This window comes from Mucilaginibacter koreensis (assembly GCF_054783355.1).
Genome location: NZ_BAAGQS010000001.1, coordinates 1,818,335 through 1,841,847, shown reverse-complemented (window position 1 = coordinate 1,841,847; position 23,513 = coordinate 1,818,335). Strand labels below are relative to the sequence as shown.

The 23,513-nt window shown below is 45.9% G+C and carries 23 protein-coding genes; 9 read left to right on the top strand and 14 right to left on the bottom strand.

The annotated features are described in order from the left end of the window. The first annotated feature begins 115 nt into the window (after positions 1 to 115). Positions 116 to 2,350, top strand: a complete 2,235-nt coding sequence (locus ACYVNW_RS08360) for a sodium-translocating pyrophosphatase (RefSeq protein ID WP_460679396.1) — start codon at positions 116 to 118, stop codon at positions 2,348 to 2,350. A 108-nt stretch (positions 2,351 to 2,458) separates the two neighbouring features. Here the strand turns inward: ACYVNW_RS08360 and ACYVNW_RS08355 are convergent, their stop codons facing one another. From ACYVNW_RS08355 to acpS, 14 genes are all read right to left on the bottom strand, one after another. Further along, positions 2,459 to 2,830: an ApeI family dehydratase gene (locus tag ACYVNW_RS08355; protein ID WP_460679395.1), complete on the bottom strand. Its 372-nt coding sequence runs from the start codon at positions 2,828 to 2,830 to the stop codon at positions 2,459 to 2,461. Next, positions 2,824 to 3,888, bottom strand: a complete 1,065-nt coding sequence (locus ACYVNW_RS08350; RefSeq protein WP_460679394.1) for a beta-ketoacyl synthase chain length factor — start codon at positions 3,886 to 3,888, stop codon at positions 2,824 to 2,826. Before ACYVNW_RS08350 ends, ACYVNW_RS08355 begins: the two co-directional genes overlap by 7 nt. Positions 3,889 to 3,892: 4 nt before the next feature. Continuing rightward, entirely contained in the window at positions 3,893 to 5,095 is a 1,203-nt protein-coding gene (locus ACYVNW_RS08345) for a beta-ketoacyl-[acyl-carrier-protein] synthase family protein (protein ID WP_460679393.1), read from the bottom strand. Further along, positions 5,088 to 5,717 carry a hypothetical protein gene (locus tag ACYVNW_RS08340; RefSeq protein WP_460679392.1) on the bottom strand — a complete coding sequence of 210 codons (630 nt, stop codon included), beginning with the start codon at positions 5,715 to 5,717 and terminating at the stop codon, positions 5,088 to 5,090. Before ACYVNW_RS08340 ends, ACYVNW_RS08345 begins: the two co-directional genes overlap by 8 nt. A gap of 38 nt (positions 5,718 to 5,755) precedes the next feature. Continuing rightward, positions 5,756 to 6,904, bottom strand: a complete 1,149-nt coding sequence (locus ACYVNW_RS08335) for a beta-ketoacyl-[acyl-carrier-protein] synthase family protein (RefSeq protein WP_460679391.1) — start codon at positions 6,902 to 6,904, stop codon at positions 5,756 to 5,758. Next, on the bottom strand, positions 6,901 to 7,338 hold the full coding sequence (locus ACYVNW_RS08330) for a 3-hydroxyacyl-ACP dehydratase (RefSeq protein WP_460679390.1): 438 nt from the start codon (positions 7,336 to 7,338) through the stop codon (positions 6,901 to 6,903). The genes ACYVNW_RS08335 and ACYVNW_RS08330 overlap by 4 nt, the downstream gene beginning before the upstream one ends. A 14-nt stretch (positions 7,339 to 7,352) precedes the next feature. Next, entirely contained in the window at positions 7,353 to 8,081 is a 729-nt protein-coding gene (gene fabG, locus ACYVNW_RS08325; RefSeq protein WP_460679389.1) for a 3-oxoacyl-ACP reductase FabG, read from the bottom strand. A 3-nt stretch (positions 8,082 to 8,084) separates the two neighbouring features. Then, positions 8,085 to 9,629, bottom strand: coding sequence for an HAL/PAL/TAL family ammonia-lyase (locus ACYVNW_RS08320; protein WP_460679388.1), 1,545 nt, complete (start codon positions 9,627 to 9,629; stop codon positions 8,085 to 8,087). A 453-nt stretch (positions 9,630 to 10,082) separates the two neighbouring features. Further along, a complete protein-coding gene (locus ACYVNW_RS08315; RefSeq protein ID WP_460679387.1) occupies positions 10,083 to 10,586 on the bottom strand; it encodes a glycosyl-4,4'-diaponeurosporenoate acyltransferase CrtO family protein in 504 nt (167 codons plus the stop codon). Positions 10,587 to 10,680: 94 nt separating this feature from the next. Then, a complete protein-coding gene (locus ACYVNW_RS08310) occupies positions 10,681 to 11,136 on the bottom strand; it encodes a hypothetical protein (protein WP_460679386.1) in 456 nt (151 codons plus the stop codon). Positions 11,137 to 11,265: 129 nt separating this feature from the next. Next, positions 11,266 to 11,622 carry a hypothetical protein gene (locus ACYVNW_RS08305; RefSeq protein WP_460679385.1) on the bottom strand — a complete coding sequence of 119 codons (357 nt, stop codon included), beginning with the start codon at positions 11,620 to 11,622 and terminating at the stop codon, positions 11,266 to 11,268. A 213-nt stretch (positions 11,623 to 11,835) separates the two neighbouring features. After that, complete coding sequence (locus ACYVNW_RS08300) at positions 11,836 to 12,285, bottom strand: hypothetical protein (RefSeq protein ID WP_460679384.1); 450 nt, start codon at positions 12,283 to 12,285, stop codon at positions 11,836 to 11,838. A 119-nt stretch (positions 12,286 to 12,404) separates the two neighbouring features. Continuing rightward, a complete protein-coding gene (locus tag ACYVNW_RS08295) occupies positions 12,405 to 13,694 on the bottom strand; it encodes a phenylacetate--CoA ligase family protein (RefSeq protein WP_460679383.1) in 1,290 nt (429 codons plus the stop codon). 2 nt (positions 13,695 to 13,696) lie between these two features. Next, the gene (acpS, locus tag ACYVNW_RS08290; RefSeq protein WP_460679382.1) at positions 13,697 to 14,071 is read right to left on the bottom strand and encodes a holo-ACP synthase; all 375 of its coding nucleotides are present in this window, start codon (positions 14,069 to 14,071) and stop codon (positions 13,697 to 13,699) included. Between the two features lie 124 nt (positions 14,072 to 14,195). On the opposite strand from acpS, the gene ACYVNW_RS08285 reads away from it, so the two are divergent. The 8 genes from ACYVNW_RS08285 to rodA all read left to right on the top strand — a co-directional run bounded on the left by ACYVNW_RS08285 (position 14,196) and on the right by rodA (position 23,476). Next, positions 14,196 to 15,116, top strand: a complete 921-nt coding sequence (locus ACYVNW_RS08285) for an alpha/beta hydrolase (RefSeq protein ID WP_460679381.1) — start codon at positions 14,196 to 14,198, stop codon at positions 15,114 to 15,116. A 188-nt stretch (positions 15,117 to 15,304) separates the two neighbouring features. Next, entirely contained in the window at positions 15,305 to 15,877 is a 573-nt protein-coding gene (gene purN, locus ACYVNW_RS08280) for a phosphoribosylglycinamide formyltransferase (protein ID WP_460679380.1), read from the top strand. A gap of 221 nt (positions 15,878 to 16,098) precedes the next feature. Then, positions 16,099 to 17,625: a bifunctional phosphoribosylaminoimidazolecarboxamide formyltransferase/IMP cyclohydrolase gene (gene purH / locus ACYVNW_RS08275; protein WP_460679379.1), complete on the top strand. Its 1,527-nt coding sequence runs from the start codon at positions 16,099 to 16,101 to the stop codon at positions 17,623 to 17,625. Positions 17,626 to 17,740: 115 nt separating this feature from the next. Further along, positions 17,741 to 18,763: a rod shape-determining protein gene (locus ACYVNW_RS08270; protein ID WP_460679378.1), complete on the top strand. Its 1,023-nt coding sequence runs from the start codon at positions 17,741 to 17,743 to the stop codon at positions 18,761 to 18,763. A 101-nt stretch (positions 18,764 to 18,864) separates the two neighbouring features. Continuing rightward, complete coding sequence (gene mreC, locus ACYVNW_RS08265) at positions 18,865 to 19,698, top strand: rod shape-determining protein MreC (RefSeq protein ID WP_460679377.1); 834 nt, start codon at positions 18,865 to 18,867, stop codon at positions 19,696 to 19,698. Further along, a complete protein-coding gene (locus ACYVNW_RS08260; protein WP_460679376.1) occupies positions 19,691 to 20,209 on the top strand; it encodes a rod shape-determining protein MreD in 519 nt (172 codons plus the stop codon). The genes mreC and ACYVNW_RS08260 overlap by 8 nt, the downstream gene beginning before the upstream one ends. Further along, entirely contained in the window at positions 20,206 to 22,212 is a 2,007-nt protein-coding gene (gene mrdA, locus ACYVNW_RS08255) for a penicillin-binding protein 2 (protein WP_460679375.1), read from the top strand. The genes ACYVNW_RS08260 and mrdA overlap by 4 nt, the downstream gene beginning before the upstream one ends. Next, entirely contained in the window at positions 22,205 to 23,476 is a 1,272-nt protein-coding gene (gene rodA, locus ACYVNW_RS08250) for a rod shape-determining protein RodA (RefSeq protein ID WP_460679374.1), read from the top strand. The genes mrdA and rodA overlap by 8 nt, the downstream gene beginning before the upstream one ends. Positions 23,477 to 23,513: the final 37 nt, after the last annotated feature.

Sequence of the window (23,513 nt, the reverse complement as noted above, 5' to 3'; positions counted from 1 at the left end):
AACTAAAAAAATGAATTACCCGTAGACATACATAAATTTATAAGTGTTGCTACTTGTAAACACCGATTTAAATTCCAACATTCGTTTTAACCAATTTATTCTAAACCAATTTCTTATGAGCTTTTTGAACGATTACTTAATCTACCTGATCCCTGTATTTGGGTTGGTGGGGATTGCCGTGATGGCCATTAAATCGGCCTGGGTAAAACAGCAACCTGCCGGCGATGCCCGCATGACTGAACTCTCCGGTTACATTGCCTCCGGTGCCATGGCTTTTTTGAAAGCCGAGTGGAAGGTACTGAGTTATTTTGCGGTGATTGCCGTAATTTTACTCGCTTATTCGGGTACTACGGTGGCTACCTCCAGCCCGGTTATTGCCGTATCTTTCCTGGTGGGCGCTTTTTTGTCGGCTTTTGCCGGTTACCTGGGTATGCGCATAGCCACCAAGGCTAACGTGCGCACCACCGAGGCAGCCAAAACCAGTTTAGCCAAAGCTTTAAAAGTTTCGTTTACCGGCGGTACCGTGATGGGGCTTGGCGTGGCCGGTTTAGCGGTTTTGGGCTTAGGTTCATTGTTTATTGTATTCTACCAGTTATACGTGGTTAAAACCGGCGGCGATGTAAATGGTGAGGCCATGCAAAAAGCTTTGGAAGTGTTGGCCGGCTTTTCATTGGGTGCCGAATCTATCGCTCTCTTTGCCCGTGTAGGCGGAGGTATTTACACCAAAGCGGCCGACGTGGGCGCCGACTTGGTAGGTAAAGTGGAGGCAGGCATCCCCGAAGATGATGTGCGTAACCCAGCCACCATTGCCGATAACGTGGGCGATAACGTAGGCGATGTGGCCGGTATGGGTGCCGATTTGTTTGGCTCTTATGTAGCTACTATTCTGGCAACCATGGTGCTGGGCCGCGAGATTGTATCACACGATAACTTTGGCGGGATTGCGCCTATTTTGTTACCGATGGTGATTGCAGGGTTAGGGTTGATTTTTTCTATTATCAGCGCCTCGTTTGTAAGCATCAATAAAGAAACTGATAGTGTACAAAGGGCCCTGAACTTTGGTAACTGGGCTTCTATTGTGCTTACGGCCATTACCACCTTCTTTTTAGTGCGCTGGATGCTGCCCGAAGGTGATCTGTATTTAACCCGCGATGTGGTAGATGGTCATGTAAAAGAAGGTGCACTGGTGTTCAACAAAACCGGTGTATTCCTGTCTATTGTTGTGGGCCTGGTGGTGGGTACTTTGATGTCGTTAATTACTGAATATTATACCGCTATGGGTAAACGACCGGTAATGAGTATCATCCGGCAATCGTCCACCGGGCATGCTACCAATATTATTGGCGGTTTGGCTGTGGGTATGGAGTCCACTGTTTTTCCTATCCTGGTGTTGGCAGCAGGCATTTATGGTTCTTATCATTTTGCAGGTTTATACGGCGTAGCCATTGCCGCCGCCGGTATGATGGCCACTACCGCCATGCAATTAGCGATTGACGCCTTTGGGCCTATTGCTGATAACGCCGGTGGTATTGCCGAAATGAACCAGTTGCCCGAAGAAGTGCGCCACCGCACCGATAACCTGGATGCCGTAGGTAACACTACTGCAGCTACCGGCAAAGGTTTTGCTATTGCCTCTGCGGCCTTAACTTCCCTGGCCCTGTTTGCGGCTTTTGTGGGCGTGGCAGGCATTGACCATATTGATATATACAAAGCCGATGTACTGGCCGGCCTGTTTGTGGGTGGTATGATTCCGTTTATCTTCTCGGCACTGTGTATTTCGGCCGTAGGCCGTGCCGCCATGGCGATGGTTCAGGAGGTAAGGCGGCAGTTCAGGGATATACCAGGCATTATGGATTATACCGGTAAGCCGGAGTATGAAAAATGCGTGGCTATTTCTACGCAGGCTTCCATCCGCGAAATGATTGCACCGGGCGCTATTGCACTGATTACGCCTATTGTCATCGGCTTTGCTTTTGGCCCCGAAGTATTGGGCGGCTTGCTGGCCGGTGTAACGGTGGCAGGGGTATTGATGGGTATTTTCCAAAGCAATGCCGGCGGTGCCTGGGATAATGCCAAAAAATCTTTCGAAAAAGGGGTGGAAATCAACGGCGAGATTTATTATAAAAAATCAGAACCACACAAAGCGTCGGTAACCGGCGATACCGTGGGCGATCCTTTTAAAGACACTTCAGGCCCATCCATGAATATCCTAATCAAACTGATGTCGATTGTATCACTGGTGATTGCCCCGCACTTGCATAAAGAGGTAAACACCAACGGGCGTATTCAAAAGGAAATTCAAAAGCAATCGTTGATTACGCACACGGTGCGGGGAGAAGCGAAAAGCTAAGAAGTTAAACTCTGTCATTGCGAGGAGGAACGACGTGGCAACCGCACAGAGGCATCTGCGCCTCTATATAGCAAGCGGTTGCCACGCTATCGCTCGCAATGACAGAGTTTACGATTTAAATTCGATAAACACCCCCTGAAACTTAAAATACACCGCATCTTTACTTAATACAGCGGTAGCTTTCACTAACTCGTCCTCAACAGTCGAATACTTAACTTTCAACACTAATACTTCATCCTCCACAGGTACCACCGGCATTACAAACTTCAAATAATCGGCTTTCTTGAGCTGTAGTTGTTGAGTAATTGCCAATTCCAAAACTTCTTTCACCATCTGCATTAAACACACCCCCGGCACCACCGGCTGACCGGGGAAGTGACCGCCGAAAATGGCATGTGACGGGTTGAAACTTAGTTGCACATCAATGTTACCTTCGGTAGCCTGTAGGTCAACAATACGGTAAAGCGCTCCGTTTAACATTTGCCCAACAGAATTAAAGTATGATACTGGTGCTGGTAATGATTGTAAATCAGCACCGATTTTGGAGGTGATGGTAATGGTGGCTGCACAACTAAAACATCAGGAACCTGACCATATTTTATAACACAGGAACCCAGCCATAGGGCAAACGAAATAGCGGTAGGATATTCACCGCATAAATGCTTATAGCCGGCAACCGAAGTGTTATTAAACAGGGTTTGCTGTAAATGGGGATATACCTCATCATTTTGTATATCGCCGTTGTTGCCCAGTAGCACCAGGTCAATATCGTTTAAATCAACCTCTTGCTTAGTCAAAAAGGCCTGAATATGGGCTGCAATATCTTCGGGCTTTGCCTGTGTATAAAAGGTGTCCAGGCCTTGCAGTTCGGCTGCGTTCTCTTCTGTGGCCTGGTGAGTAAGTGTAAAGAAAGCGGTGCCTTCACCGGCGATGGTGCCTTGGCCAGAGTGTTGAATCAGGCTTAGATTGTCAATAGGCTGGCGGCGGTATAATCCAAAGCGGCTAAGTATGTCAAAGCTGATATCGGTTAGTTCGTCGGCACTGCCTACCAGGGCATTATTGATTTCTCCTTCTTTCAAGAGTAATATGGCATCCAATAAAGCACTTTCAAACGAGTGGCCCTGCTGGGTGAATGTGTTGTTATAGTTATGGCATTGCAGCGTTAAGGCAATTTGCGCACCCACCGTATTATGGGTAGATTGAATAAAAGCTGTGGGCGACAGCATTTCCTCTTGCTGCTCTTCAATACGGGTTAAGAATATGCCGGTATCTTCTAAACAGCCGTAGGCCGTGCCGGTGACAATGGCATCAGGCATATCAAGCTGCGCATCGCGTAAGCACTGTAAAGCTGTCGATACGCCCATACGGATAATGCGGCTCATACGCCGGATGAGTTTGGCATCTATGTAAGCTTTGTAATCAGGCTCTATTACCTTCAGGCGGTTAGTTACTGTGCTTAGAGGTTCCGGCAATAAACTTTGCTGATTGAAAGTGGACTGTGGCGATATGCAGGCGGCGGAACGGATATAAATTTTCATCAGCTTAAATTTTAGAAAAGATCAAGGATGAACAATTACCCCCAAAGCCAAATGAGTTTGACAACACATGCTCCACTTTTACATTCTTTTGAAAACGTGTTTCGGGTACAATGTCCAAACCGCTGATAGGGGTCTTAAAACGGAGGTTAGGGTAGATGATGCCTTTTTGAATAGCCATTACTGAAAATACAGCTTCCAGTCCGCCGCAGGCGCCCAGCGTATGGCCGGTGAAGGATTTGGTGGAACTTAACGCAGGCAATATTTCTCCAAATACCCGGCGAATGGCCGTACCCTCGGCCTGATCGTTGTTTTGAGTGCCGGTGCCATGCAGGTTGATGTAGTTGATATCGGCAGGCTGAAGGTTGGCGCGTTTTAAAGCGCCCGTCATGGCCAGGTAAGAGCCGTTCCCATCGGGCGAGGAAGCTGTTTGGTGGTAAGCGTCATTGGCATTGGCATAGCCACTCAGCAGAGCATAGGACAGTTTACTCAAATTTTGTGCTACGCGGTCTGATACCAGCACCACATAACCCGCGCCTTCTCCTAAGTTCAAGCCGTTACGGTTCTCATCAAAAGGGCGGCAAAACTCGCGGTCTAAAATCATCAGGGTATTAAAACCGTTGAGCGTAAAGCGGGTGAGCGCGTCTGTACCGCCTGCAATAGCTACATCCAGTAAATCTTGCTTAATCATGCGTGCTGCTAAAAAGATAGCATTGGCAGAGGAGGAGCAGGCGGTATTAATGGTGGTAATATAATCTTGAATTTGCAGGGCATCAGCCACCACTTTGGTTACAGCCCCGCATTCATGATTTACTACATCGCGAAGGTGGCCTTGCTGATAGTTGCTCATGAAGCGGCTAAAGAACTGCTCGGTTTTATCCATCCCGCCAACAGTATTGGCCGAAATGAAACCGGTGCGTAAGCTTTTAATATTGCTAATGTCCGCATCAGCTAACGCTTCTGTGGCTGCGGTTAAGCTCAACAATGCGGTACGGCTTAACCGAGGTGATACACCCAGCGGCGCAGCCAGTTCTTCGTTGCTTAGCTTTACTTCAGCAACCGGAATGATGCCTTGGTGGGCGGTTTCCAGGTAGCTGATACCGGCCATGCCAGCTTCTTCGCGTTCGAAAGCTGCCAGGCATTCGTTTAGGTTATGGCCAATGGCCGTAACAGCGCCTGCACCGGCTATGTAAACAGGGTTATTATTCATGAATGCTGCTAACTAATTGGGTTAATTGGACTGCTGAAAAAGGCAGTGCCGTATCAATACCGCTATTATTTTCCACCACGAATAATGCTGCATTATAATTGTTGCCCAAGAGTTCTACCCAGCCGCAAAGGCAGCTTTGCAGTACGTGATTATCCAGCAATAAATTCACTTGAGTTTCTAACAAATCAGCATCAAATTTCTCACTAATGAAAAAAGCATTTTCGCCTTTTAACTTATGCCGTATACTGATTTCGCCGATAACAATATTGGGTAGCGTATACACAAACAGGGCGGGACTGGCGGCCTCATTCATGGTATTTAAATACCGCAAATCGGCATCTAAACTGGAACTGGCGTTGCTCAATACCAGGCCAATCTGCTCGGGGGGATAGCGGTTAGTCAGGTTGTGCTGTTGCAGTAGTACTTCGGCTGTTAACCAGCCCAGCTTGCTCAAATTATCCATTTTATAAAACTTGGGGTAATTGAACCGGAAGTGCTGATAAACCGAGAGTAAAAACGCAGGCGCATCCGCAGCATCTGATTGGTATACCACTTCTCCGTTGAGGTAAACCCGATGGTTACGGATGATACAAGTGCCGGTAATAGATGGATGATTGAACAAGAGCGTATCTGGTTAAATGTATCTTCAAAAATACGGTTTTATTTGCTCAGCACCAGTGCCGCATTGCAGCCGCCAAAACCCGAGGCGGTTTTAAGTGCATGCTTAACCGGTGTATGCTGTAGTGCAGTGGTCACGTTAAGTTTGCGGCTAACGCCCAATTCGTTAAAGTTTAACGAAGGTAGTATGATGTTCTCCTGCAGGCACCTCACTGCGGCCACGGTTTCAATTAAACCGGCTGCCCCCAAGGTATGGCCATAATTAGGTTTTAAACTGAACAGGGGCGACCGGGTCACCTCTGCAATAGCTATCGCGTTAGCCTCCATCTCATCATTGTAAGGTGTGGCGGTGCCGTGGGCAGAAATCAGGCCAATATCAGCGGGTTTGATGCCCGCACCTTTTATGGCCTGCGTAATGGCAAAGCCCAATTCTTGACCGGTGCGCGAGGGGCCGGAAATATGGTTGGCATCGTTGCTGGTAGCCCCGCCGGTAACTCGGATATTGGCAGGTGATTGACCTTTAGTGGATAAAATTACGGTGCCTGCACCTTCACCTAAATTCAGTCCGGTTCGATCTTTATCGAAAGGCTTACAGCGCTCTGCGCTCAGGGCTTGAAAGGATTGAAAGCCCGACACTACAAATTTGGAAATGACATCGGCTCCGGTAACCACGGCCTGTTTGTATTTGCCGCTTTGCAGTAACCGCATTCCATTGAGTATGCCCAATACGCCCGAGATACAAGCGTTGGACACTACAATAGGTATATTGACAAAGCCAAAGTAATCAGCCACCAGTTTTGCGGATGTATGCAGCGCCATGCGCTGGTTCAATGCTTCGGTATGGGGTTCGGTTTCGAGCAGGCTGATGTTGCCTTTGGTGGAGCAGATGATGAGTATGGTATCAGGGTTAGTGATATTCAAATCACAGTGCTGTAAGGCTTCTTGTAGCGAAGCGATGAGCAATTGTTCATATTTAGTGTACTGCTCTGCATCAGCCAAAAAGCTTTCATTTGGCTGAAACAAAGAGGCGGCAACTGGATTAGCCGAAATTGCAGCATTGTGGTGTATTTGTACAGATGAGCGGCCTTGCTTTAGCGCTTCAAAGTTTTGCTCTGTTGTGCCGCCTAAGGGCGATAAAATGTTATCGGCTATAATATAAACGTCTTTTACTTCTGTTGCGGTCTCACTCATGCTTCTTCCTCTATACCTGGCTCCTGTATCATAATACTCATATTGCATTGGGCAATCAGCTCTTTATTGCACCAAACTTTGCCACTAATTAAAGTTGTATTAAAAATCTGATCCTGAATTTCCACCTCAGTGAGCAGCGTTTGTCCAGCCTTTGGCAGCCTGATAATTTCCAGATTTTTTACCAGCGTGATAAACCCCACAGCCACCGGTTGGTTTTGCTGCTGTGCTTCATAACCTGCCCGCGCAGCCGCGGTTTGGGCTATGTTTTCTATGATGCCAGCTTCGGTGAAATAGCCGTTTGCTGCCAGAACGTTGTCTGCCGGTATTGCAAAACTGCTGCGTGTAATGTGTTCATCCTTACTCAGTAACTCGCCAATCATTATAAAGGGCGGACGCTGGGGGATTATTTGGATAACGTTTTTATCAGGCAGCATGGTATGATGAAGCTTTAAGAATATAAACCACCATTAATAGACAGTACTTGCCCAGTAATGTAAGCTGCCTGCGGCGATGCCAGGAAGGCTGCGGCATATGCCACCTCTTCGGGTTTGCCGAAGCGGCGGGCGGGAACGAGGTTGCGCAGCTCCTTTTCGTCCAGGCCTTCGGTCATATCGGTTTTGATGAAGCCGGGGGCCAGGGCGTTTACGGTAATGCCGCTGCGGGCAACCTCTTGCGCCAGGGCCTTGGTGGCACCGATGACGCCGGCTTTGGCAGCCGAATAATTGGTTTGCCCGGCATGGCCCTTCAGGCCGGATAATGATACCACGTTGATGATACGGCCATAGCGGTTTTCCTGCATCTCGCCCAATACCAGGCGGGTGGTGTAAAAAAAGCTATTGAGGTTGGTGTTCAATACATTGTCCCACTGCTCATCCGTCATCCACGAAAATAGGGCATCTTCGCGTATGCCGGCGTTGTTCACCAGAATTTCAATGATTTCGTCAGGGTTGGCTTCCATCCATCCGCCCAAAGCTTGCCGGATGGCTTCTTTATCGGCCACGTCAAACTGGAGCAGCTCGCCGCTTTCGCCTTCCATTTGCAGCAAGTTTAGAGTTTGCTCGGCTTCGGCCTGGTTGCTTTTATAGTTAATGAGCACATAATAGCCTTGTTTGGCCAGTTCGAGGCAAATGGCGCGGCCTATGCCCCTCGATCCTCCGGTTACTAATGCACACTTCATGGTTTAAAATTTTAAGGCGGGTTCGGTAATTTCCAAATACTCACGCACTTTTTTCAAATCGGCATACCGCGGACTATCCTCCACAAATTTAGGGAAGCTGGCGCGGGCCTCATGATAAACGGTTTTAGATTGGTTAGATAACCGCTCCTGGCAATTCAGGTAATCAACGGCTTGCAGCAGGGTCATTAACTGGATAGTCAATACCTCATAAGCGTTATTAATTACCCTGTGGGTCATCAGCGCCGCATTGCAGCCCATGCTTACAATGTCTTGGTTATCGTTATTATTCGGAATGCTGTGCAGGTACATGGGGTACGACAGGGTTTGGTTTTCGGCCACAGTAGATACCGCTGTGAACTGCACGCCCTGCATACCAAAGTTTAAGCCCAATACGCCCAAATTTAAAAACGGAGGGAACTTACCGTTCAGCTTCTCATTGAGCAGGTAGTTGAGCTGCCGCTCGGATAGCATAGACAGGCGGGTAATGGCAATTTTCAGTTTATCCATCTCCAGCGACACATAATCGCCGTGGAAGTTGCCGCCGTGGTATACATGCTGGTTCTCTACATCCACCACCGGGTTATCATTGGCGGAGTTCAGTTCGTTTACCAATACCTCACGTGTTTGGGTAATGGTATCGTACACCGGGCCCAGCACCTGGGTAATGCAGCGCAGGGAGTAATACTCCTGCACTTTATCTTCAAATACTTCCTTATCCAGTTTTTCGGGGTCGTACAAGTGCTCCGAGCGGTCGCGGATCATTTGGCTGTCATGCAGGGCTTCCTGCATCATGGTAGCAATGCGCTGCTGACCGGGGTGCAGCTTTACGCGGTTCAGTTCGTGCGAAAAGTGGTCGTTATAAGCCTCTACTACCTCGTTGGTGAGGGCAGATAAAATTACCTGCCATACCAGCAACTTTTGCGCCTGGATGACGTTGATGAGGCCAATACCCGTCATGGCCGAAGTGCCGTTCAATATGGCCAGTCCTTCGCGCAGGCGGATGGTAAGCGGTTGGATGCCTTGCTGCGCGAATAACTCGGCGGCAGGGTAGATGTTGCCCTCAAACTCTACTTCACCCTCGCCAATCAGCATCAGGCCCAGGTGGGCCAGCTGCACCAAATCGCCGCTGGCACCTACGCCGCCATGCTCGTAGATGCAGGGGGTAATGCCTTTGTTGATGAGGGTGGTTAACAGTGTTATCACATCGGTATGCACGCCTGAAAAGCCTTGCAAAAAGCTGTTGAGGCGGGCCACCATCAGCGCTTTGGCCAGGTGGGCCGGTATCAATTTACCGCTGCCGGATGAATGACTGCGGATGAGGTTGTATTGCAGTTGCAGCAAATTTTCTTCGCTCACCTTGTACTGGGCCATGGGGCCGAAGCCGGTATTGATACCGTAAATGAGTTTGTTGGAAGAAAACTGGGTAAGAAATTCAAAACTGGCGGCTACCTTTTCAAGGGCAGCGGCATCAGGCGTGAATTCCTGGTTATGGTAGAGGATGTTAAAAAAAGTCTCTAATGAAAGCGTGTGCGCAGCAACACTTGCCATGGGCTTGATAGATTAATTAAGATGTACGTATAAACTTGCAGGCGGTAAAGTTAAAAAATATGAGGTAAGTACGAAGCCGAAAAGTGCAAGTGTTCACGTTCATGTGTCGTGAACACTTGTGAACGCTTTTTATGACGTTTAAGTAAGTGAAATTTAACTGATGAAAATTAAAATGCTACTTAAGGTGCTGATATTTAGAATAGTATATGAAAATCGTAAAATTCACTCATGGTTAAACTTGATGAGCGTGAACGCTCGTGAACAGGCGTGAACACCCGTGAACGTTCATGAACGCTTGTTAAATATTTCAATTTGTCATTTCGGCCGTAGCGAGAAATCTTCTTCGGACGATAAGTCTATAACAGACCGGCTTGGTGAAGAAGATTTCTCCCTACGGTCAAAATGACAACTCGGATAGTAATATTTCGGCAACAATATGAAGTTGTGCTAAAATTAAACCAACGAAGGCGTTTGATTAGCTAATGGTTTACTCCGAGTGAGGAACTTGCCGTATCTATCTATACGCCTTTTGTTTTGTTGTTGCAGTAAACTGGGGTACAGGTTCATGATGATGTTTACCAGCATAATAATAGCAGCAAAAAGTATTTCGCCCTTCCAAAGTTTTGCAACTACAAAAACCAGTACGAACACAAAGGCGGCCAGGTGGTTCAGTTCGGCAACCGTCATTTCTTTTCTCAGCTCAGCTAAATCGCTTGCCTTGATGGTTTTGGGCATGGACAACTTCGGATTAAAATACTTGAAGAACGAATGGATAATTATCCACCTGAACACGTTGATGCCCATGTATTTATTTAAACGGGCATTGGTGATGAAGTTTAAATTTGAAAAGTACCGGTTGTAATACGGCGTTTTGACGAGTACAGCACCAACAATGATCCCTATTATCCAGGATATAAATGAAATGCTGACAGCAAAGGTTAGGTATTTGATAATCATTTAAAGGGGTTGACCTAAGCAAGGTATCAAATCTTAGATAATATCGCAAATGTGGGATGTATTTGTTTGCGATGAATGCCCCCCTTTTACTGGTTTAAATTTTCCTTGCTCCAATAATTTTTAAATTATGTTCTATTTCAGCAATTGTATCTTGACTAAAACCGCTTGATGATGGTTTCAATTTAATTATTTCATCGTCCATTTTATACAAAGCTAAAACTAGACTCTTTATTCCACGCCCAACAATCTCTTCTGCATAATAGTATTTTACTTCATTAAAGTGAAGATTCAACATCTTTTTTGTAACGAAAATACCTGATAAAATTATACTAATTTGAGAATACTCTTCATCGAAGACTATTGAAATCATTTTTTTTGAAAATGCAATTTTGACACAAACAGTCATCATTATCACACAAACAATCACAAATCTTTCTATCCAAGTGATCCTAAAAAACATACCAACTACTATAAGTATTACCGTGAGCAATAAGTTGTTCTTAAAAAGTAAATAGAAATCAATTTTATATTTAATCTTTAAATCTGTCATTTATTAGAATAATTTAAAGTCTGTGATAGATTCTAAAATTCTGATTAGTTCCCTTTTTCTGCTCAAGCGTGGACGTTTGAGCAGAAAAAAAGTGCGATTATTTCAAGCCTTTTACAAGTACTTTGTAATCTAATGTATCTGAAACATGATTTTTTCTAAATACTTGAACCTGTGTGCTACCTTGTTTTTTGATAATGAATCGCCAAGTCTAATTTTATTTTCCCAATCAGCATATACTGCATACACATAACCAGTTGATAAAATAACATACATCACATTATGATTTTGTTCATCACGATAAACAGAATCAACTTTTCCATGGAAATCCAACGGAATAGCCCGTTTCAAAATAATCTCAGCGCTGCTAGGCCAATAATACTTACTTAATAATAAAATTGAACCGCTTATAAGTATTGTTCCAATAAGCTTAAGTATACCGATGTTTTTCATTATCCAGTTTTCCTCACTTTTCACTGGTGTATCCATGGCTTTGAAGTGATGGTAAATATTCCTGACTCGTCTGAGTTGTTTGTTGGTGGTCGTTTTTATTCTCTTCTTCCGCTCAAGCATCCCCGCTTGAGCATTCTACAAGTGGCTCTGCTACAAGTTGCTCAAGCGTAGACGCTTGAGCGGAAGAAGAGTACTAAGTTTAGATTTAAGTCCTCCTGTGGAAGACTTAAACCAGTAAAAGTCATTTCACTAGTTGAAATGCTTTAAATCTAAATCAGCATTGAAATCCCCTGTAAAAGTTGTTTGCATTACTCTTGTTGCAATGTTTGCTGGTAAATGGCTAAGCTTTAGAAGTGTAGCAGGATATGCAACCCAATGATAATTAGTGTTTAAAAAATTATTACAAGCCGTTTTGTCAAAAGCATAAATGCCTCTTTCAGCCATCTCGGCGAAGAATGAAATATAAACATGCTTATTAGTGCCTGGTGTAATAAGTTTATTAATAGCCGGATTCACAATTACACTGCTTATAGGTGGTAAGGCTTCAAAATACGATGCCAACTCAGCAATTGCTTCATGTGTTTGATTAGCAATCGAGTTTGGCAACTTCCCACCACCCGAGGCTACAAAGCCTATTTTTTCGCCATTGGTAAAGAACCAACTAAAATCCAATGTTTCTTGTTCGATTTCACTTATCATTGATTTTCACTGATTTTTATTTTCCTTTTTAGTCTGTGAATAACACTCTCCTAAGTTCTTCGAAGTTGGAAACTTCGAAGCCCTATGCAGGTAGTCTATGACTACCGGCTACAAATCACTTACCCCCTTCTATCCACAAACTTCACCGCCTTACGCATCATTTCCGGGAACTGCATTTTTTGGATTTCCTCCGTAGTTACATATTTAATATGCGGGCTTACCCGCAGGCGGGCCTGCAGGTAGGCGCGGATGCGGTGGTCGCATTCTTCGGTGGTTTCAGCGGGTACCAGGTGCAGCAGTACTTCATCCAAGCCTACTTCGTTGCTGTATACTTCCACCACATAATCCAAAATCTCGTCGCGCTCGTTCAGCAGGTCGAACAGGGCGGGGGGGTACAGGGTGGTGCCCTTAAACTTAATCATCTGCTTTTTGCGGCCCATAATAGGGCTCAGGCGCAGGCCGGTACGGCCGCAGGCGCAGGGCTCGTCAAGGTACATGCAAATGTCGCCGGTCTTGTAGCGCAGCAGGGGCATGCCCTCTACGCCCAGCGTGGTAATGGTAAGTTCGCCAGGGGTGTGGGCAGGTACGGGCTGGTCGTTATCATCCAGCAGTTCGGCAATTACCAGTTCGGGCTGGTGGTGGCCGCCCATGCCCTGTCCGCATTCGGTAAAGGCGGTTTGCATCTCGGTAGAGGCATAAGTAGAGAACAGCTGGATATTCCAGGCATCCGTAATTTTCTTACCCAAAATATTCAGACTAAAATCGGTATTCCTGATGTTCTCGCCAATGCAAATGGCTTTCTTCACTGAGCTTTGGTTAATATCAATGCCATTGTCTTTAGCATACTGCATCAGCTTCAGCATAAACGAGGGGACGGCTACAATAGCCGTAGGTTGCAGGCGCTTAATGGTTTCCCATTGCAGGGCCGGTACGCCCGGGCCGAGGCGGATAATGCCCGCACCCATACGCCGCAAGCCCATGTAATAGGCAATACCGGCCATAAACTGGCGGTCTAAAGTGAGCATCAGCTGGTACAAATCACCAGCTTTGCCATCAGCACAGCTGAACGACAGAAATTCGTTATAAGCCAGTCGGTTTAAATCATTATCCGTTAAAGCAATGGTGACCGGGCCGCCCAGGGTACCTGAGGTAGAAGTATATTCAACCACCTGCCCGCGGGGTACGCACAAAAAATCCCAGTTGCGGCGCTGCAAATCTTCCTTGGTGGTAGTGGGCAGCAGGGGCAGGTCTTCCAGCGTTTTTATCCGGCTAATATCTACTTGGTGCTGTGCAAACAGCTCCTGGTAAAACGGAGAATTGGCCGCTAAATAAGTGAGCAATTGCTGCAGCTTTTCTTCCTGCTGTGCTTTGGTAATAGGGTTGAGGATATGCGTATCAGATAAAAACATGTTTACTTTTCTATAATTACGGTAGCAGCCGCCATTTCTTTAACGTGTGTTAACGAGACCATTACATTGGTAATGCCGATGGTTTGCATCAGTTGCGCGGTTTCGCCCAAAAAGTTCACCTTCGGCTTGCCATCCTGATCGTGGATAATTTCCACTTCGTTAAAAGCCGTACCACTGAGCCAGCCTGTGCCCAAAGCCTTAAAAAAAGCTTCTTTGGCCGCAAAGCGGGCGGCATAGCTTTCGTGCGGACGGGCCTGCCGCTCACAATAGCTGATTTCGCTTTGCGAAAACACTAAGTCGCGGAAACCGTTGTTTCTTTTGATTTTGTTGGCAATGCGTTCCACCTCAATTAAATCGATGCCCAGTCCTGCAATCATGTATACGGCGGCAAATGGTTCTGCTACCCAAATGTAGTAAAAAACATAAAGGTGATGGTATACGGGCCGTTAAAGCATAGGAGATAGGGCAGGGGAAACAAAAATTAGTTTATACTTGAAAACGATGCTTAAATACATTTTGCTGTTCGGAATTATCATTACCGCACCATTAGCCAACGCCCAAAAAATGGTAGGCCAGCGCTATAAAGACCTGGTTTTTGCCCAGGTAAAAATAGATGAAAATCAAAGCTATGTGCCCGATAACCCGACCAATAAAACCAACCAGTACGACTTTTACCAGCCCACCGGCGACAAGCTGATGAAACGCCCGCTCATCATTTGGATGCATGGCGGCGGCTTTAAGTTCGGTTCTAAAAACGATAAGGATGTAACGCTGTGGAGCCGCACCTTTGCCCAGAGGGGATATGTATGTGCCTCTATTAATTACACGCTCAATAAAAGCCTGTCTTTCAACTATGAAGGATTGAAAAAGAACTGCTATACCGCCATAGGAGATTTAAAAGAGGCTATTGCTTACTTCAAGGCTAACGCTGCCCGTTACCGCATTGACACCACCAAAGTTATTTTGGCCGGTAACTCGGCCGGGGGCATGATGGCTTTGCAGGCGGCCTATTGTACCCCGGCAGATTTGGCCCAGTTAGGGCAGGGGATTAACCCAAAAGAGCCGGTTGGCGGCCGGGTAAAGGCAGTAGCTGTAATTAACTTTTGGGGCGCTTTATTCGATATCAATTACCTGAAAAATGCCCGTGTACCTATTGTAAGTGCCCATGGTACTGAAGATGGCAACGTGCCCTTCACCCAAAAGGTAGACGAAAAAGGCGGCATCTACGGCAGCAAGGCCATACAGCAGGAGGCTGATGCCTTGAAGATACCTAATGCCCTGAAACCGTTTGAAGGTTATGCCCACCAGTTGCAAAAGCATTTCAACCCTATTTTCTCCTATAGTAAAGAAACGCAGGAGCGCTGGGCTGAAGCCGGGCAATTTGCTGCCGATTTTTTGTATGAGAGGGTGATGAGGAAGTAGTTAGCTACGCCCATCAATTTGTCATGCTGAACTTGTTTCAGCATCCCACATGCTAAGTATGCGGCGAACTTATCGCTTTGCTTGTCCGGAGAGATGCTGAAACAAGTTCAGCATGACAAGTGGTTATATGTTTTTTAACGCGGGTTTCACCTGTAAGCCCTATATTTGCCCGCAAAAACCTCTATACCTTGAAAAAACGGATTGCCATTTTTGCTTCAGGCTCGGGGTCAAACGCCCAGAAGGTGATGGAGCACTTTCAGCACCATGATAAAGCCGAAGTGGTGCTGGTGCTGGCCAACAACCCCAACGCCTACGTACTGCAGCGGGCCGATAACTTCGAAATTCCTACCCATGTGTTCAACCGCCACGATTTTTATCAAACCGATGAGGTGGTGCGCCTGCTCAAACACCTGCAGGTAGATTTGATTGTGCTGGCTGGTTTTCTGTGGCTCATTCCTGAATCGCTGCTCAAAGCATTTCCCAATAAAATCATCAACATTCATCCCTCGCTGTTACCCAAACATGGCGGCAAGGGCATGTACGGCGACCATGTGCATCACGCTGTGATGGCAGCCAAAGACACTGAGGGCGGCATCACCATCCATTTTGTAAACGAGCATTTTGATGAAGGTGAAGTAATCCACCAGGCCAAATACAAAATTGAACCCGGCGATACGCTGGAAATAATCAAACTGAAAGGCCAGCAATTAGAACATTATCATTTGCCGCGGGTGGTAGAAATGCTGGTGGATAAGAGTTGATATAGAAGTTAATATAGCTGATAATAAAATTAATATCGAATAAAGAATTTTGAATGATGAATGCCGAAGTGAAGTAACACACCTTCATCATTCAAAATTCAATATTCATAATTCGATATTGTTTCCACTATAATGAATTCCTACCTCATTTTCCTTGCGCCTTTGTCCTTTTATCCTTCATCCTAAATACCTACCTTTGCGGCTTAAAACACAGCCACCTCATGAGCCAGCCCGTTCAGCTTAAAAATGCCCTTATTTCAGTATATTACAAAGATAACCTCGAGCCGGTTATTCAGGAGTTAAAACGCCTTGGTGTACGTATTTATTCCACCGGCGGAACGGAAACCTTTATCCGCAGTTTAGGTGCGGATGTAGTTGCCGTTGAAGATTTAACCGGTTATCCTTCTATACTGGGCGGCCGCGTAAAAACGCTGCACCCTAAAGTATTCGGCGGTATTTTGGCCCGTCGTAGCTTTGAAAGCGACGAGCAGCAACTGGACCAGTTCGATATCCCGCAGATTGATTTGGTGATTGTAGACCTGTATCCGTTCGAAGAAACCGTACGTTCAGGTGCCGGGCACGATGATGTGATTGAAAAGATTGATATTGGTGGTATTTCGCTTATCCGCGCTGCCGCTAAAAATTATAAAGATGTTACCATCATCGCCTCAAAAGATGACTATCAGGAACTGACCAGCATCCTGCAACAGCAAAATGGTGATTTAGAGCTGGAGCAGCGCCGCAAGTTTGCACAAAAGGCGTTCAACATCAGTTCCAACTACGATACTGCCATCTTCAACTATTTTAACCAGGAAGAAGCCCTGCCGGTATTTAAGCAAAGCATACAAACCAGTCAGGTATTGCGCTACGGAGAAAACCCGCACCAGCAAGGCGTGTTCTATGGCGATTTAAGCGAAATGTTCACCAAGCTGCACGGCAAAGAATTATCGTACAATAACCTGGTAGATGTGGATGCCGCCGTGGCCCTGATTGATGAGTTTACCGACCCTACTATCGCCATCCTGAAACATACCAACGCCTGCGGTATTGCTACCCGTACCCATATTAAAGATGCCTGGATGGATGCCTTGGCCTGCGATCCGGTTTCGGCTTTCGGAGGTGTTATTATCGCCAATGATGAAATTAATGAGGAAACAGCGGTAGAGGTCAGCAAAATATTCTTCGAGGTGCTGATTGCACCTGCTTATACTGATGAGGCTTTGGCCGTGCTGCAGCAAAAAAAGAACCGTATTATCTTGATTCGCCAGGGTGTAGAGTTGCCGGTAAAGCAATTTAAAACTTTATTGAACGGTGTAATCGAGCAGGATAAAGACAACATAATTGAAGGCCCGGACCAAATGACTGCCGTTACCGACAAGCAACCTACCGAGGCGGAACTGAAAGATTTGTTTTTTGCCAACAAGGTGGTGAAACATACCAAATCAAATACCGTAGTACTGGCTAAAAACAATCAGTTAATGGCCAGCGGCGTGGGGCAAACCTCACGCGTGGATGCATTAAGGCAGGCTATTGAAAAAGCACACGCTTTTGGTTTTGATTTAAACGGAGCCGTAATGGCTTCGGATGCATTCTTTCCGTTCCCTGATTGTGTAGAAATTGCAGCTGATGCCGGTATTACTGCCGTATTGCAGCCGGGCGGTTCTATCAACGACCAAAAATCGGTTGATATGTCAAATACCAAAGGTATTGCAATGGTTACCACGGGCATACGTCACTTTAAACACTAAAGTTTTAAAGCGGATACAATAAAATTGGCAATCAAACGCTTTAAAAGCAGTTAAGTAGTAAGAATATTACACGATTTTTTATAAACTTTGCAGATTACTCCGAAATACGCATTAAATGGGTTTATTTAACTTTTTCACACAAGAGATTGCTATCGATTTAGGTACAGCAAATACCCTCATTATACATAACGATAAGGTGGTGGTTGACGAACCATCCATCGTAGCCATTGACCGTACCACCGGTAAGGTGATTGCTATTGGGCGCCAGGCCATGCAAATGGAAGGCAAAACGCACGATAATATTAAAACCATCCGCCCACTGAAAGACGGCGTAATTGCCGATTTTAATGCAGCCGAGCACATGATACGCGGCATGATTAAAATGATCAATAAAGGCAAAGGCTGGTTTTTCCCTTCGCTGCGTATGGTGATCTGTATACCTTCGGGCATTACCGAGGTAGAGAAACGTGCCGTGCGCGACTCGGCCGAGATTGCCGGTGCCAAAGAGGTTTACCTCATCCATGAGCCGATGGCCGCTGCCGTAGGTATCGGTATTGACGTGGAGGAGCCGATGGGTAACATGATTATTGATATTGGCGGTGGTACTACCGAAATTGCGGTAATTGCCCTGTCGGGTATTGTGTGCGACCAATCAATCCGCGTAGCGGGAGATAACTTCGACTCTGATATCGTTCAGTATATCCGCCGCCAGCACAACATCATGATTGGTGATCGTACTGCCGAGAAAATTAAAATTGAAGTAGGCGCCGCCCTGCCCGAACTGGTAGACCCGCCTGCTGATTTTGCCGTACAAGGCCGTGATTTAATGACTGGTGTGCCTAAGCAAATCACGGTGTCTTATACCGAAATTGCCCATTGCTTGGATAAATCCATCTCTAAAATTGAGGAAGCGATTTTAAAAGCACTGGAAATTACGCCGCCCGAACTTTCAGCAGATATTTACCAAACCGGTATCTATTTAACCGGTGGTGGCGCTTTGCTGCGCGGTTTGGATAAACGTGTGGCTGCCAAAACCAAACTACCTGTACACGTAGCCGAAGATCCGCTTCGTGCCGTAGTACGCGGAACCGGTACTGCCCTCAAAAACATCGGAAGCTATAAATTTTTAATGCAGTAAGCTGGTGAGTTGTGAATAGTGAATTGTGAGTAGTTAGCTCCTTGCAATTCATTATTTGCAACTTACTACTTAACCACCCACTATTCATAACTCACTAACCAATGCGTAACCTATTGATATTTATCAGCAAGTACAACGCATTTTTTCTGTTTCTGATTTTTGAGGTGATTGCGCTGGTTACTTACATTAAATACAATTCTTTCCAGAAAGCTACTTTCATCAACACTACTAATGTGGTAGCAGGCCGCGCTTATGCCCAGGCCGATCAACTGAACAGCTATCTCTCTTTAAAGGAGGTAAACGATAGCCTGGCGCTTGAGAATTCCCGTTTACGCAGTGAGCTCAAAAGCTCGATGTTTATTGATACCGGCGCGCAGCAAACCGTGGTGGATACCAACTACAAACAGCAGTATACCTACATTCCGGCCAAGGTGATTAAAAGCACCATCAGCATGCGCAATAATTACATTACCATAAGCCGGGGCAGTAATGATGGTATCACTAAAGATATGGGGGTAATATCAAGCAATGGGGTGGTGGGCCTGGTGGTGCAAACCTCGCCGCACTACTCCATAATACAAACCCTGCTGCATAAAGATGCCCGGGTGAGCGCCATGCTGGCTGATACCCGCGACCCCGGTTTTTATATTTGGGGCGATGACCTTGACCCCACCAAAGGTTTGCTGATTGATGTACCTAACCATGCCAAGCCCCACCTGAGTGAGGATGTGGTTACCGCAAATACTTCTTTATACCCGGTAGGGTTACCCATTGGTAAAATTGTAAACCTGCATGCCAAGGGCGGCGGTTTCTTTTTAAACATGGAAGTTAAACTGGCAGTTGATTTTAGTAAACTGCAATACGTATATGTGGTAAAAAACAAGTTTGCCTTAGAGCAGCAGGGACTGGAGGCCCAGGAGAAAAAAGATGATTAGGGTGCTGCTCATTAATGCTATCCGGTTTGTGGTACTGGTGTTTTTACAGGTTTTTTTATTGCAGAATATAACGCTGTATAACTTAACCACGCCGTATTTGTACATCCTGTTCATACTGTTGCTGCCTTTTGAAACGCCTAATGTGCTGCTGTTTTTGCTGTCGTTTTTAATGGGCCTCACCATTGATATGTTTTATAACACGCCGGGCCTGCACGCCGCCGCCTGTACCTTACTGGCCTTTGTGCGTGTAACATTTATCAGCATTACGGTACAGAAAGAAGGTTTTGATAATGAGCCCGACCCTACGTTGAGCAATATGGGTTTCCGGTGGTTTTTTACCTACAGTTTGGTGCTCATCCTGTTCCATCACTTTGCACTTTTCAACCTCGAAGTATTTCGGTTTTCTGAAATACAATACACACTTATCCGTTTCTTATTAAGCTCGGTATTTACCTTATTTTTGGTACTCATTACCAGCTTCTTGTTTTACAGGAGAAAAGAACGTAAATGAACAGTTATTTCGTACGGCGCTATGTAGTGGCCGGTATTTTTATTACCCTTTTACTGGTGTTGCTGGCTCAGCTGTTTTACATGCAGGTGGTGGATGACCGCTATGCTGTATTTGCAAAAAACAACGTTATCCGCCAGTTTATTGACTACCCGGCCCGGGGGCCTATACTGGACCGCAACGGCAAGGTGCTGGTACAGAACGAGCCGGTATACGATGTAATGGTAACGCCTAAAAATGTAAAGCCATTTGATACCGTAGAATTTTGCAAGCTGCTGGATATTGACAGGGCGCAATTCGATAAGCAATTCTCAAAAGCTGTTAAATATTCCCGCGCGCTTCGGTCGCCATTTGAGCGGCAGTTATCCATACAGCGTGGAGCGGCTCTAAATGAGCGTATTTTTGAGTTTAAAGGTTTCGAGTTGCAGCCCAATACCAAGCGCATCTACCCCGACTCAGTGGCGGCACACTTTTTAGGTTATGTGGGTGAGGCCAGCCCAAATGCCATTAAAAATTCTAATGGCTACTATCACTTGGGCGACCAGATCGGTATATCCGGCGTGGAGAAATCTTACGAGTCTGTACTGCGCGGCCAGCGTGGGGTACGCAACGAAATGGTAGATTCGCGCGGAATATCCAAAGGAAAATATGAAAATGGATATTATGATACTACTGCCGTAGCTGGTGAACGTTTAATTTCATCACTGGACATCCGTATACAAAAATTGGGCGAGCAACTGATGCGCAACAAGGTAGGCAGTATTGTAGCCATTGAACCTTCCACCGGCGAGATACTGGCCTTTGTGAGCAGCCCCACCTATGATCCTAACCTGATGGTAGGTCGCGAGCGTGGCAACAACATGATGGCCATGTACAAAAACCCGTATAACCCGCTGTTTATACGTCCGATACAGGCCTACTATTCGCCAGGTTCATCTTTTAAACCGTTGGATGCGCTGATTGCTTTGCAGGAAGGCATCATTACGCCGCAAACCACTTATTTCTGCCCACATTATTACCAAAATGGGCGCAGCCGAGTAAAGTGCGAACACTTTGATGGTAATACCGATTTGCGTAAGGGTATTGCTCAATCCTGCAATACTTATTTTTGTAATGTATTCAGTCAGCTCATTACTCACAACGGCGCGAAAAAAACCAACGCCACTTATGCAGCCTGGAGGCAAAGTGTAAATAAGTTCGGTTTTGGGGTAAAGCTTGATGTGGATTTGCCCAGTGAACGCAGAGGCCTGGTACCTACATCATCAGATTATGACAAAAAATTTGGTAAGAACCGTTGGCGTGCGGCTACCATCATGTCGTTGGCAATCGGTCAGGGTGAATTAAGCGCAACACCTTTACAAATGGCCAACATAGAATGCACCATTGCTAATCGCGGCTATTTTTACAAACCACATTTGATAAAAGCTATCGGCGATAAAAATGTAATTCGCTCAGAGTATGTTAAAAAGAATTACGTTGGTATAGATTCTGAATATTTTGAGCCGGTTATAGATGGCATGCAGCAGGTAGTGGAAAGTGGTACCGCGCGTGAGGTAGCCATACCCGGGATTGTAATGTGTGGTAAAACCGGTACGGTGCAAAACAACCGGGGCAAAAACCACTCGGTGTTTGTGGCCTTTGCACCGCGCAACAACCCTAAAATTGCCATTGCTGTAGTGGTAGAAAATGGGGGGTACGGTGCCTCATGGGCGGCGCCTATTGCCAGTTATATGGTAGAGAAATATCTGCGCAATACCATATCTAAACCGAGATCGCAGGTAGAATATATTATGAATGCCAACCTGCTGCCTCCACCTCCGGGATGGAAACCGCCGGTAAAGCCGAAAAAGCCGGTAACCCAGGCTGATAGCGGCAAAAAGCAGGATAAAGAAGATACTACGGTTAAAAAACCGATTGATTTGAAATCAGCCTCGAACCATAACCGGCAGGACAGTGCTAAGCGGCCGTTTTTAACCGCCCAGTTAAAGCGAAAGGAAAATGAATAACCAACCACAGCGCAGCTTATTTTTTAATGTAGACTGGCTGATGGTATTCTTGTACCTGGCGCTATGCACCATTGGCTGGTTTAATATTCATGCTGCGGTGTTTGATCCGCTTCACCCCAGCATTGTGGATTTGGATACCAATTATGGTAAGCAGTTTATGTTTATCATTGTATCAATGGTGGTAGGTTTAGTGATTATTTTGCTGGATAGCCGCTTTTTTACTGCCTTGGCACCTGCATTTTATGGTATTACGGTGTTGCTGCTGCTGGCCGTATTGGTAGTGGGGCGCAATGTAGGCGGTAACCAGGCATGGATTCCCATAGGCAGCTTCAGGCTTCAACCCTCGGAGTTTGCCAAATTTAGTACCTGTTTGCTGCTGGCCCGTTACCTCAGCAGTACCAATATCAAAATTACCGAATTTAAATCATTTCTTACCGCAGCGGCCATTATCGGTTTCCCGATGCTGCTCATTATGCTGCAGCCCGATACCGGCTCAACGCTGGTATTTTGCTCACTCATCTTCGTGTTGTACCGCGAGGGTTTATCGCCACTGTTTTTAGTGGTTATTGGTGTAGCTATTGCTTTATTTGTGGCCTCATTGTTGCTAAACCAGCTGTACCTGATTATCGCACTGGTGATTATTGCTTTGATAGTGATGTATATGGTGCGCCGTTACCGGCAAATGATACTGGTTACCTTGGCTGGTTTGGTGATGTGTGTGGCCTTTATTTTCAGCGTTAATTTTATCTATAACCATGTACTTAAACCCCATCAAAAAACACGTATTGATATATTGCTGGGTATCACTAAAGATTTAAGGGGTAAAGGTTATAACGTAAACCAATCGAAGATTGCCATCGGTTCCGGCGAATTGTGGGGGAAAGGCTATTTACAGGGTACACAAACCAAGTATTCGTTTGTACCTGCGCAGAGTACCGACTTTATATTCTGTACTATAGGCGAGGAGTGGGGCTTTGTGGGCTCAGTAGTGGTCATTGGTTTATACATGTTTCTGTTATTGCGTATTGTAATGGTAGCTGAGCGGCAGCGTGCGCCGTTTTCGCGTATTTATGGGTACGGGGTAGCTTCTGTGCTTTTCTTTCACGTCGTGATCAATGTGGGCATGACCATAGGTTTGGTGCCCGTAATTGGTATACCTTTGCCCTTCATCAGCTATGGTGGATCATCATTGCTGAGTTTTACCACACTGCTGTTCATTCTGATTAAGCTCGACTCTAACCGCATGGGTTTCCTAATGCAATAGGTTAGTGTATAATGAGTTAAAACGCATGTTATAAGTA